At 69.7% G+C, this 11,882-nt stretch carries 9 protein-coding genes; 6 read left to right on the top strand and 3 right to left on the bottom strand.

The features are described from left to right. Positions 1-27: 27 nt before the first annotated feature. Both OG453_RS32230 and OG453_RS32225 read right to left on the bottom strand, forming a co-directional pair. Positions 28-2,379, bottom strand: a complete 2,352-nt coding sequence (locus tag OG453_RS32230) for an MFS transporter (protein ID WP_266873203.1) — start codon at positions 2,377-2,379, stop codon at positions 28-30. Positions 2,380-2,656: 277 nt separating this feature from the next. After that, the gene (locus tag OG453_RS32225) at positions 2,657-3,100 is read right to left on the bottom strand and encodes an SRPBCC family protein (RefSeq protein ID WP_266872077.1); all 444 of its coding nucleotides are present in this window, start codon (positions 3,098-3,100) and stop codon (positions 2,657-2,659) included. 152 nt (positions 3,101-3,252) lie between these two features. On the opposite strand from OG453_RS32225, the gene OG453_RS32220 reads away from it, so the two are divergent. From OG453_RS32220 to OG453_RS32210, 3 genes are all read left to right on the top strand, one after another. Beyond that, complete coding sequence (locus OG453_RS32220; RefSeq protein ID WP_266872076.1) at positions 3,253-4,293, top strand: Rv2578c family radical SAM protein; 1,041 nt, start codon at positions 3,253-3,255, stop codon at positions 4,291-4,293. Between the two features lie 152 nt (positions 4,294-4,445). Continuing rightward, entirely contained in the window at positions 4,446-6,014 is a 1,569-nt protein-coding gene (locus OG453_RS32215; RefSeq protein ID WP_266872075.1) for an alpha/beta hydrolase, read from the top strand. Between the two features lie 78 nt (positions 6,015-6,092). Beyond that, a complete protein-coding gene (locus OG453_RS32210) occupies positions 6,093-6,485 on the top strand; it encodes a RidA family protein (RefSeq protein ID WP_266872074.1) in 393 nt (130 codons plus the stop codon). A gap of 12 nt (positions 6,486-6,497) precedes the next feature. Here OG453_RS32210 and OG453_RS32205 read toward each other — a convergent pair whose 3' ends face one another. After that, entirely contained in the window at positions 6,498-7,070 is a 573-nt protein-coding gene (locus OG453_RS32205; RefSeq protein WP_266872073.1) for an adenylosuccinate lyase, read from the bottom strand. 345 nt (positions 7,071-7,415) lie between these two features. Here OG453_RS32205 and OG453_RS32200 point away from each other — a divergent pair, with 345 nt between their 5' ends. From OG453_RS32200 to ccrA, 3 genes are all read left to right on the top strand, one after another. Continuing rightward, positions 7,416-9,197, top strand: a complete 1,782-nt coding sequence (locus OG453_RS32200) for a 3-hydroxyacyl-CoA dehydrogenase family protein (protein WP_266872072.1) — start codon at positions 7,416-7,418, stop codon at positions 9,195-9,197. Positions 9,198-9,303: 106 nt separating this feature from the next. After that, a complete protein-coding gene (locus OG453_RS32195) occupies positions 9,304-10,131 on the top strand; it encodes a TetR family transcriptional regulator (protein ID WP_266872071.1) in 828 nt (275 codons plus the stop codon). A gap of 402 nt (positions 10,132-10,533) precedes the next feature. Next, positions 10,534-11,871 (top strand): crotonyl-CoA carboxylase/reductase, encoded by a 1,338-nt coding sequence (gene ccrA / locus OG453_RS32190; RefSeq protein ID WP_266872070.1) that lies wholly within the window; start codon positions 10,534-10,536, stop codon positions 11,869-11,871. Positions 11,872-11,882: the final 11 nt, after the last annotated feature.

Here is an 11,882-nt window from a genome sequence, read left to right as displayed (position 1 = left end):
GTGGGGCCGCGTTCCGCCGGACGGCCCCTAGTCCTCGTGCCCGAGCTGAAGATCCCGCTCCGTACGTCCGCCGCCCGCGACCTGCAGCACGGTGGCCACCGGCGGGTACCCCGCGGCGATGACCGTGTACTCGCCGGACGACAGATCGATGAATCGGAAACTGCCGTCCTCCCTCGTCGTCAGGGTGTCCACCACGTTCCCCGCCGCGTCGAGGAGCGTCACGCGCGCGTCCTCGACGGGCCGCCCGCCGCCGGCCCGCACGGTCCCCCGCAGCACCGCGCCGCCCGCGAGCTCCACGTCCTGGCGGGTCTCGCGCGAGGCCTGCACGGTGACGGGCAGGGCGGCCGGGCGGAAGGCGGGGGCGCTGGCGGCGAGGGTGTACTCGCCCGCCACCAACTCCGTGATGACATAGCCCCCTTCGCGCCCGCTGCGGGTGGTGGCGACGACTTCGCCGCGTACGTCGGTGAGGGTCACCGCGGCGTCCCTGACCGGGGACCCGTCGGCGGTGAGCACGCTGCCCGCGAGCCGGCCCGCGCCGCCGAGCACCACGTCGAGCTCCACGGGGCGCTCGCCGACGGTGACGGTGACCGCCTGCGGCTGGTGACCGCCCGCGGCGGCGATCAGGACGAACGATCCGGAGCCCGGCGTGGACAGCGCGTACCGCCCGTCCTCGCCGCTCGCGCCCCGGCCGATCTGCCGGCCCCCGACATCGATGAGGGTCAGGGCGGCGCGGGGCACGACGGTGCCGTCCGGGTGCTGCACGGTGCCGCAGACGGGCACCCCTGCGACGTACGCGGTGCGGGCCTGCGGGATGGACGTGGGCTCGGCCGTGGGGGCGTTCTGGGACGCTGCGCTGGACAACAGGGGGGTCTCCTTGAGGAAGAAGGCGATCAGCATGCCGAGGACGAGCACCGGCACCAAGTAGAGGAAGATGCGCGGCATCGCGTCGGCGTAGCCCTGGATGTAGCCCTCGCGCAGCTGGGCGGGCATCGCGTGCACCAGCTGCGGGGTGATGGACTCGGGGTCCGGAAGGCCCGCCCCGGCCGGGATGCGGTCGGCGAGCGAGTCCGCGAGCCGGTCGGCGAAGAGGGTGCCGAAGATCGCGGCGCCCACGCTGCCGCCGATCTGCCGGAAGTAGTTGTTGGCGCTGGTGGCGGTGCCGAGATCGGCGGGGCGTACGGCGTTCTGCACGGCGAGGATGAGCACCGGCATGACGAGGCCGACGCCCGCGCCGAGCACGGCCATCCAGATGCTGTAGTTCAGCCGGGAGGTATCGGCTTCGAGCCGCGAGAGCAGCCACATCCCCACGACCGACAGGATCCCGCCGAGGATCGGATAGATCTTGTAGCGCCCGGTGTGGCTGATGAGCTGCCCGGCGAGGATCGAGGCGCCGACGACGCCGCCCATCATCGGGAGCATGAGGAGTCCGGACTCGGTGGCGGTCGCGCCGTCGACCATCTGCAGGAAGGTCGGCAGATAACTGGCCGCTCCGAAGAGGGCGACTCCGATCACCATGCCTACTAGACCGGTGATGTTGAAGACGGAATCACGGAACAGGCGCAGCGGAATGATCGGTTCTGCCGCGAAGCGCTCGGCGACGAGGAAGAGCACGGTCGAGACGAGTGCCCCGGCACCGAGCCCCAGGATGACCCTCGACCCCCACGCGTACTCGGTCCCGCCCCAACTGGTGAGCAGCACCAGGCAGGTGGAGGCCGCGGCGAGCAACAGCGCGCCGAGCACGTCGAGTCTGGCCTTCGCGGTGGGCTTGGGCAGCTTCAGTACGAGGGTGACGACGGCGAGGGTGACGAGGCCGAACGGCACGTTGAAGTAGAAGCACCAGCGCCAGGTGACGTGGTCGGTGAAGAACCCGCCGAGCAGCGGTCCCGCGACCGAGGCGAGGCCGAACGCGGCGCCGATCAGGCCCATGTAGCGGCCGCGTTCCCGGGGCGGCACGATGTCCGCGATGATCGCCTGTACGCCGATCATGAGGCCGCCGGCGCCGATGCCCTGGATGGCGCGGAAGGCGATGAGCTGATCCATGGTCCGCGACCAACCGGCAAGCGCGGACCCGACGATGAAGATGACGATCGCGAACTGGAAGACGCCCTTGCGCCCGAAGAGATCCCCGAGCTTCCCGTAGATGGGAAGCCCGATCGTCGAGGTGAGCAGATAGGCGGTGATCGCCCAGGACATCTTGTCCAGGCCGTGCAGCTCGCCGACGATCTTGGGGAGCGCGGTGGCGACGATCATCTGCTCCAGCGCGGCGAGCAGCAGCGCGAGCATCAGCCCGACGAACACCATCCGGACACGGGCGGGGCTGAGCCCTTCCACACCCGAAGCGGATTCGTACGGCGGCGGCGATGGTGGCGCCTCTGCCACCTCCGGGCCCGCCGCCTCGCCCCGCCCGGCGCCCTTCACCAGCGTCGTCCCGCCCACGTTCTGCTCCCCTCGTCACGCTTGCGCCGCACATTTCTCGCATTACGCGACAACTGCGAGCAAGCGCGACGAGCCGCCCCGGCACGGGGCCCGGCAGACGTAAGCGCCGGTGGGAGCCCTACGGCGTACAAGCGCACCGAACGGAGAACCACTCGAAACGGTGAGCGTGACAACAACCCCTATGGGCTACAGGAGTTGAGGCTCAGACCTGCTTCCAGACCTACTTCTCCACCTCGGCCGCCAGCTTGGCGAGCACCTCGTCGTAGATCCGCACGAGCCCCTTGGGCGCGAAGGTCTTCTCGAAGAAGCCGCCGATCCCGCCCGCGCCGTTCCAGACGGAGGAGACGACGACGCGCGCCTTGCCCTCGCCCGCCGGGGTGACCGTCCAGGTGGTGACCATCGAGGAGTTGCGGTCCTTCTCGACGAGCTCACCGTCGGTCGGCTCACTGACCTCGAGCAGACAGTCCCGGATCCGCTTGCTGGTGGCCTGCAGCTTCCAGTGGACGAGCGTCCCCTCGCCGTCCCCGCCCTCACGCACCTCGTACTCGCTGAAGCGCTCCGAAAGGATCTTCCCGCGCGTGCCGTCGTAGTCGGCCAGCGCATCGAAGACATCCTCCGGCCGACCCACGATGACCCGCTCCGTGGTCGCCTCGACCTGCGCCATTGCACTTCCTCCAGCACTCGGTGACTCAGAGATTCCGCCAAAGCCAACCACTCTGCGCACCGGGGCCCCAAATCGGGGTCCGCTAGGTATCCGGTCGCACGATCAAGGGAACATGTGTTCTATTGTGTGGCCAGTGCTACCGAGGAGGCGTCATGCGCTGGGAGAACCTCGCCGACGGGCCGTCACGGGGGGTCGCGGATGCCGCGCTGTTCGGCGCGGACGCGGTTACCACCAGGACCTTCGACACACCTGAGTTCAGAGGGATCACGTTTCACGAGATTCGGGCCAAGACGATCGTGAACCGGGTGCCGGGGGCGTCCCGGATGCCGTTCGAGTGGACGGTCAATCCATATCGGGGGTGCACGCACGCGTGCGTCTACTGCTTCGCGCGCAAGACGCACAGCTACCTCGACCTGGACACCGGGCTCGGCTTCGACAGCCAGATCGTCGTCAAGGTGAACGCCCCCGATCTGCTGCGCCGCCAGCTTGCCTCGCGGCACTGGCAGGGGCAGCACATCGCGATGGGCACCAACGTGGACTGCTATCAGCGCGCCGAGGGGCGGTACGGGCTCATGCCCGGGATCATCGCGGCGCTGCGGGATCACGCGAATCCCTTCTCCATCCTCACCAAGGGCACGCTGATCCTGCGGGATCTGGAGCTGCTGCGGCAGGCCGCCGCCGTCACCGACGTCGGGATCTCCGTGTCCGTCGGCTTCGTCGAGCACGAGCTGTGGCGCACCGTCGAGCCGGGCACGCCCGCCCCGGAGCGGCGGCTCGACGTCGTACGGACGCTGACCGAGCACGGCATCGGATGCGGGGTGCTGATGGCGCCGGTCATTCCGTTCCTCGGGGACCGGCCCGAGCAGCTGCGGGCGACCGTGCGGGCCATCGCCGCCTCAGGGGCGAACTCCGTGACGCCGCTCGTGCTGCATCTGCGGCCCGGAGCGCGCGAGTGGTTCATGGAGTGGGTCGCCAAGCACCATCCGTATCTCGTGCGCCGCTACGAACGGCTGTACGCGGAGGGCGCCTACGCACCCAAGTGGTACCAGCGCCGGATCACCCGGCAAGTGCACGAACTGGCCGAGGAGTTCGGCATCGGCCCGGCGCGCGCGGGCGCCGCCCGCCGTATCCGCGTATCCGAAGAGGCCGAACCGGCGCCCGCACCCGGAGGCACCCAGCTCACGCTTCTCTGATCCGACCTCCGGACCTGACCCGCGCGCCGCGGTGAACCGTTCTCTTTCAGGTCATTCATCGGCAGAACGAGCCCTTCCGAGCGGGCTTTCCGGGACGATGCCGCGGGGGCCGTGGCACCCACGGTCCCGAACCCCCCGCCCCGGGAGGCCCGATGAAGAAACGCGCCGTCGCCCTGTGCGGCGTCGCCGCGGTGGTGGCCTCGATGGTCACGGCCGCGGTGCCCGCAGCGAGCGCCGACAGCACAAGCACCCCGCGTACGCCCACCCTCACCTGGAAGAAGTGCACGACCAAGGACTACCCCACACTGCAGTGCGCCTCCCTGAAGGTGCCCCTGGACCACGACCGGCCGCACGGCCGGCAGATCACCCTCGCGCTGTCCCGCGTCCCGCACACCGCGAAGAAGTCCCAGGGCCCGCTCCTGGTCAACCCCGGCGGCCCCGGCGGCAGCGGTCTTTCGCTCGCCGGGTTCGTCGCGAAGTCGCTGCCGGCGAAGGTGGCGGCGCAGTACGACGTCATCGGCTTCGACCCGCGCGGCGTCGGCAAGAGCACACCGGCACTGAACTGCCGCCCCGGCCACTCCTCCCCGGTGCGCCCCGACACCGTGCCCGCCACACCCGCGATCGAGAAGGCGAACCTCAAGCGGACCCAGTCCTTCGCGAAGGCGTGCGCCGAGAAGTACGCGGACGTACTGCCGTTCATCGACACGGTGAGCGCGGTCAGGGACATGGACGCGATCCGCGGCGCCCTCGGCGCCAAGAAGATCAACTACTTCGGCTACTCGTACGGCACCTACCTGGGTGCCGTCTACGGAAAGCTCTATCCGGACCGCGTACGCCGGATGGCCCTCGACTCGATGGTCGACCCGACGGGCGTCTGGTACGACGACAACCTCCAGCAGGACTACGCCTTCGACGCACGCCACAAGGCGTTCGCCGCCTGGGTCGCCCAGCACGACAAGACGTACAAGCTCGGCAAGGACCCGGCGAAGGTCGAGGCCAAGTGGTACGCGATGCGGGGGGCCGTCGCCAAGAAGCCCGCGGGCAAGAAGGTCGGCGCCGGTGAGCTGGAGGACACCTACCTCCCCGGCGGCTACTTCAACGGCTACTGGCCGTTCCTGGCCGAGGCGTTCGCCGCGTATGTGAACGACAAGGACGCGGATCCGCTCGTGGAGGCGTACGAGAACTTCGGCGCCGTCGACGCGGCGGGCGACAACGGCTACAGCGTCTACGCCTCCGTGCAGTGCCGTGACGCGTCCTGGCCGCGCGACTGGGGCACCTGGCGCGACGACAACTGGCGGGTCCACGAGAAGGCACCGTTCATGGCGTGGAACAACGCCTGGTACAACGCCCCGTGCGCGTTCTGGCCGACGGAGTCGCTCCGGCCGACGGACGTGTCCAACGCACAGCTCCCGCCGACGCTCCTCTTCCAGGCGACGGACGACGCGGCCACACCGTACGAGGGCGGCGTCACGATGCACCGCAAGCTGGACGGATCGAGTCTGGTCGTCGAGCAGGGCGGCGGCAACCACGGCATCACCCTGTCCGGCAGCAGCTGCCTGGACGAACACCTGGCGACGTATCTGGAGAACGGGAAGGTGCCGCGCAGCGGCGGCGAGATCGACGCGGTGTGCAAGGCACTGCCCGACCCCAAGCCGCTGAGCACGAAGGCCGGTTCGGGGCGCGGGGCCACGCTGCACGGCCTGCTCGGCTTCCGCAGCTAGCCGGGCCGAACCCCGGGTGTCCGGACAACACCCATGCCCGTCGGGGGCGTTGATGGCTCCATGGTCCAAGATGGACCCATGAGCCGACTGACCCACATCAGCGCCCCCGACGGCGTCTCCCCCGCCACGCAGTACACGCACGTGGTCATGGGCACGGGCCGCTTCGTGGCGATCTCCGGCCAACTCCCCCTGGACAAGGAGGGAAACCTGGTCGGCGAGGGCGATCCCGCCGCGCAGGCGCGGCAGGTCTTCGACAATCTGTGGCACTGCCTCGTGGCCGTGGGCGGCAGCTTCAGGGACGTCGTGAAACTGACGTACTTCGTCACGGACATGGCGTACATGCCCGCGATCCGCACCGCCCGTGACACCTATCTGGACCCGGCGCGCCTCCCCGCAGCCTCGGCGGTCCAGGTCTCCGCGCTGGTCTCGCCGGAGTGCCTGATGGAGATCGAGGCGTACGCGGTGCTGTAGGGCACCGCTGCGTCACTGGTCCGGCAGCCGGGCAAGCGCCGCGGACGCCGCCGCGGCGAGCCGCGGATGGCCGCTCGCCCTCGTCAGGACGTCCCTGGCCCGCGGGTCCCCAAGGGCGCCGAGGCCCTCCACGCACGCGAGCGCGATCTTCCCGTACGGGTCGTGCGGGACGAGCCTGCGCTGCAGCGTGGTGATCAGGGCGGGCACCGACTCGGGGGCATGCAGCTCGGTGAGCAGGCGCACCGGATGCAGGGCGTAGGCGATGCGCAGTTCATTGGTGGCGAGGGCGGCCGCCGCGCGCGCCGTGCGCGGGTCGCCGAGCCGCCCCAGGGCGTAGGCGGCGGCCGCGCACCGCGAGGGATCCCGGTGGTTGAGCAACAGCACCAGCGACTCGAAGGCCCGGCGGTCCCCGGCCGCGCCGAGCCGGACCGCCGCCAGTTCGCGCGCCCACAGCGGCTGCCCGGCCGCCGCGAGCACGTCCGCCAGTTCTTCCCGATCGGCGGTCGCCACCAGCCTCTCGTAGGCCTTCGAGACCCCCGCCTCGCGGCGTAAGCGTTCCGTCACCGTCCGCAACTCCACGTCCATGACGGGGAGCCTATCCGCGATGTAGATCACAAACACCGGGGACTGGCGCGCTCGTTACTCGCCGGTTAGTCTCATGTGAGCGGGGCACACTCCTCGTAAAGCAGTTTCTTTTCTCGCGGCGGCCTGGTGACGCAGCCGGCGCGATTGCTTGTCGGTTCGGTACTTCAGGTACCTCAGCTCCACCCAGTACGACGTGGCTCCGGGACAGAGCCGGTCGACTTCTCACGGGCGTGCGCGCTTTCGCCGCCCGGTCACGACACGCAGCACCTCCCTCCGTACGCCGCGCATCCCTCAAAGCGCCCGCGTGCGCCCCTCAGTCGTCACTCACCTTCCTGGAGTCCACACATGGACACTCCCTTGAACACCGTCGCCGTGATCGGTCTCGGCACCATGGGCACCGGCATCGCCGAGGTCCTGATCCGCGCGGGCCGCGAGGTCATCGGCATCGACATCAGCGAGGCGGCTGCCGTGCACGCCGTCACCGCGATCGAGGCTTCGACCGAGCGGGCCGTGCGCCGCGAGCACCTCACCGAGGACGAGCGGCAGGGCGCCCTCGCCCGCCTGCGCACCTTCACCGACCTGAGCGCCGCGGCCGACGCCGACCTGGTGATCGAGGTCGCCCCGGAGTCGTACGAGATCAAGCAGCAGATCGTCCGTGAGCTCGACGGCGTCGTGCGCCCCGAGACGATCATCGCGACCGGCACCAACGCGCTGTCCGTGACGCGCCTCGCCGCCGAATCGGCGCGCCCCGAGCGGGTGTTGGGCCTGCACTTCTTCAACCCGGCACCGGCGATGAAGCTGGTCGAGGTCGTCTCGTCGGTGCTTACCGCGCCCGCCGCCGTCGCCGCCGTCACCGAGCTCGCGTACGCCCTGGGCAAGGAGCCCGTGGCGGTCGGCGACCGGCCCGGCTTCGTCGCCGACGGACTGCTCTTCGGCTACCTCAACCAGGCCGCCGCGATGTACGAGGCGAAGTACGCGTCCCGCGAGGACATCGACGCGGCGATGAAGCTGGGCTGCGGCCTGCCGATGGGCCCGCTCGCGCTGCTCGACCTGATCGGCGTCGACACGGCCCGCACGGTCCTCGACGCCATGTACACGGAGTCGCAGGACCGCCTTCACGCCCCCGCGCCGATCCTCAAGCAGCTCAGCGAGGCGGGTCTGACCGGCCGCAAGTCGGGGCGCGGCTTCTACTCGTACCAGGAGCCGGGCAGCTCGGTCGTGGTGCGTGACGCGCTGACCCCGCTGGAGAGCGGTCAGCAGATCGGCGGCCGGGAGATCCGGTCGGTCGGCGTCGCGGGGTCGGGGACCATGGCGTCCGGCATCGCCGAGGTGTTCGCCAAGGCCGGCTACGACGTGGTGCTCGCCGCGCGCAGCGAGGAGAAGGCGGAGAAGGCCAAGGCCCGTATCGGCAAATCGCTTTCGCGCTCTGTCGAGAAGGGGCGGATGACGGCGGAGACGGCGGCCAAGACCCTGGACCGGATCGCTCCGGCCGGTTCGTACGACGCGTTCGCCGATGTCGACCTGGCCCTCGAGGCGGTCGCCGAGGACCTGGAGATCAAGCAGCAGCTGTTCGCGGCGTTCGACAAGGTCTGCAAGCCGGGCGCGATCCTGGCGACCACCACCTCGTCCCTGCCGGTCGTGGCCTGTGCCCGCGCCACCTCGCGGCCCGGCGACGTGATCGGCATGCACTTCTTCAACCCGGCGCCGGCGATGAAGCTGGTCGAGGTCGTCCGCACGGTCCTGACGACCGACGAGGTGCACGCGACGGTCCGCGAGGTCTGCGCGACGATCAAGAAGCACCCGGTGGACTGCGGGGACCGCGCGGGCTTCATCGTGAACGCGCTCCTGTTCCCCTACCTCAACAACGCGATCAAGATGGTCGAGGAGCACTACGCGACGCTCGACGACATCGACGCCGCGATGAAGCTCGGCGGCGGCTACCCCATGGGCCCCTTCGAGCTCCTGGACGTCGTCGGCCTCGATGTCTCGCTGGCCATCGAGAAGGTCCTGCACAGCGAGTTCCGCGACCCGGGTCTCGCCCCCGCTCCCCTGCTCGAACACCTGGTGGCCGCGGGCTGCCTCGGCCGCAAGACCGGCCGCGGCTTCCGCGAATATGCCCGGCGGTAAGCCGGGCACGGAGGGGAGCGCGCCCGGCGAAAGACCGCGCACGGACTGGGGCGGGCTGCTCGATCCGTCGGGCGGCCCCGTCCCGCAGGAGCACTCGACTGCGCATATGCAGTACGTTCGGGTCATGCCCAAGGCCGCCAAGTCCACACGTACGTCCGCTACGCCCGACGCTCCGGAGAGCGCGGCCGGCAGCCGCGCCGCCGCTCAACGGCTCAAGATGCGCCGGGAACTGGCGGCCGCGGCGATGGAACTCTTCGCGTCCAAGGGGTACGAGGCGACGACGGTCGACGAGATCGCGGCGCAGGCCGGAGTCGCCCGGCGGACCTTCTTCCGGCACTTCCGCTCCAAGGAAGAGGCGATCTTCCCGGACCACGACGACACGTTGATCCGGGCGGAGGCGGTGCTCAACGCGGCGCCGCCGCACGAGCACCCGCTGGACACGGTGTGCCGGGGCATCAAGGAAGTCATGAAGATGTACGCGGCCTCGCCCGCGGTCTCCGTGGAGCGTTACCGCCTGACGCGCGAGGTGCCCACCCTGCGCGAGCGGGAGATCGCCTCGGTGGCCCGCTACGAACGGCTCTTCACGCGCTATCTCCTGGGCCACTTCGACGAGCAGGCGCACCACGACGGCAACGACGATCCGCTGCTCGCGGAGGTCGCGGCGTCGGCGGTGGTGACCGCGCACAACCACGTCCTTCGCCGGTGGCTGCGTGCGGGCGGCCAGGGGGACGTGGAGACGCAGCTGGACCACGCCTTCGCGATCGTCCGCAGGACGTTCGGTTCGGGCATCGGGGCGGGGCGTGACACCACGACCACTCCGGCGGCCTCGGTGAGCACCGGAGGCGATGTCCTGGTGACCGTCGCACGGACGGACGCACCGCTGGACGAGATCATGCGGACGATCGAGAAAGCACTGCGGGAGCGGGCCTCGTAGGTCCGGGTTTCACCCTGATTGTCCTTGGCTTTTATGGGGGCGCTACCCACGGGTAGCGCCCCCTCTGTCATGCCCGCACACCCTCTGACCTGCACTGATCGATCATCTATCAAAAATTCATGGCACCCAGTGTCTTGCCCCTTGGCACGCGGTGCCATACGTTGATGTTGTCCGGGCGGCCGGCGTGCAGAGAACTTCCGTACGCCGGCTGTCCCCACAAGCCACGGCTCGTGCGCCCGGACGCCTGCGTCACAGGCAACCTCCCGCGCCACACCAAGCGCTGCCGAGCTTCACCCTCCGCCGAACCGACGGCACACCCTCACAAGCACCAGCAGCACCCGACGTAACCCTCAAGAGCGTGTTCCCCTCAGAGGGGGACCGCACTTCGCCGGAGGCATCACCGTGAAGGAAATCCTGGACGCGATCCAGTCGCCGGACTCCACGTCCGCCGACTTCGCCGCTCTCCCCCTGCCCGACTCGTACCGCGCGATCACCGTGCACAAGGACGAGACGGAGATGTTCGCCGGGCTCGAGACCCGCGACAAGGACCCCCGCAAGTCGCTGCACCTGGACAATGTTCCGGTGCCGGAACTCGGCCCTGGTGAGGCCCTGGTGGCCGTCATGGCCTCCTCGGTCAACTACAACTCCGTGTGGACCTCGATCTTCGAGCCGATGTCGACCTTCGGCTTCCTGGAGCGCTACGGCCGCCTGAGCGAGCTCACCAAGCGCCACGACCTGCCGTACCACGTCATCGGCTCCGACCTCGCGGGCGTCGTCCTTCGCACGGGACCCGGCGTGAACGCCTGGAACCCGGGCGACGAGGTCGTCGCGCACTGTCTGAGCGTCGAGCTGGAGTCCTCCGACGGCCACAACGACACGATGCTCGACCCCGAGCAGCGCATCTGGGGCTTCGAGACGAACTTCGGCGGCCTCGCGGAGATCGCCCTGGTCAAGTCCAACCAGCTGATGCCCAAGCCGGACCACCTGAGCTGGGAAGAGGCCGCATCGCCCGGCCTGGTGAACTCCACCGCGTACCGCCAGCTGGTCTCGCGCAACGGCGCCGGCATGAAGCAGGGCGACAACGTCCTGATCTGGGGCGCCAGCGGCGGCCTCGGCTCCTACGCCACGCAGTTCGCCCTGGCCGGCGGCGCCAACCCGATCTGTGTCGTCTCCAGCCCGGAGAAGGCCGCCATCTGCGAGGCCATGGGCGCCGAGGCGGTCATCGACCGCAACGCCGAGGGCTACAAGTTCTGGAAGGACGAGCACACCCAGGACCCCAAGGAGTGGAAGCGCTTCGGCAAGCGCATCCGCGAGCTGACCGGCGGCGAGGACGTGGACATCGTCTTCGAGCACCCCGGCCGCGAGACCTTCGGCGCCTCGGTCTACGTCACGCGCAAGGGCGGCACGATCGTCACCTGCGCCTCGACCTCGGGCTACAACCACGAGTACGACAACCGCTACCTGTGGATGTCCCTGAAGAAGATCGTGGGCTCGCACTTCGCCAACTACCGCGAGGCCTGGGAGGCCAACCGGCTGATCGCCAAGGGCAAGATCCACCCCACGCTCTCCCGCGTCTACTCCCTCGAAGAGACCGGGCAGGCCGCCTACGACGTGCACCGCAACCTCCACCAGGGCAAGGTCGGCGTCCTCGCGCTCGCGCCCCAGGAGGGCCTGGGCGTGCGCGACCCGGAGATGCGGGCCAAGCACATCGACGCGATCAACCGCTTCCGGAACATCTGAAGGCCGAGGGT

Origin of the sequence: Streptomyces sp. NBC_01381 (assembly GCF_026340305.1) — a bacterium.
In the GTDB taxonomy this organism is placed as follows: Bacteria; Actinomycetota; Actinomycetes; order Streptomycetales; family Streptomycetaceae; genus Streptomyces.
The sequence above is the reverse complement of the archived record's forward strand: the minus strand, read 5'-3'. Positions and strand labels throughout refer to the sequence as shown.

Coding starts and splice junctions, on each gene's coding strand:
- OG453_RS32225 (WP_266872077.1), bottom strand. CDS start 3,100: ATGGCGCAGGTCGAGGCGACCACGGAGCGGGTCATCGTGGGTCGGCCG.
- OG453_RS32220 (WP_266872076.1), top strand. CDS start 3,253: ATGCGCTGGGAGAACCTCGCCGACGGGCCGTCACGGGGGGTCGCGGAT.
- OG453_RS32215 (WP_266872075.1), top strand. CDS start 4,446: ATGAAGAAACGCGCCGTCGCCCTGTGCGGCGTCGCCGCGGTGGTGGCC.
- OG453_RS32210 (WP_266872074.1), top strand. CDS start 6,093: ATGAGCCGACTGACCCACATCAGCGCCCCCGACGGCGTCTCCCCCGCC.
- OG453_RS32205 (WP_266872073.1), bottom strand. CDS start 7,070: ATGGACGTGGAGTTGCGGACGGTGACGGAACGCTTACGCCGCGAGGCG.
- OG453_RS32200 (WP_266872072.1), top strand. CDS start 7,416: ATGGACACTCCCTTGAACACCGTCGCCGTGATCGGTCTCGGCACCATG.
- OG453_RS32195 (WP_266872071.1), top strand. CDS start 9,304: ATGCAGTACGTTCGGGTCATGCCCAAGGCCGCCAAGTCCACACGTACG.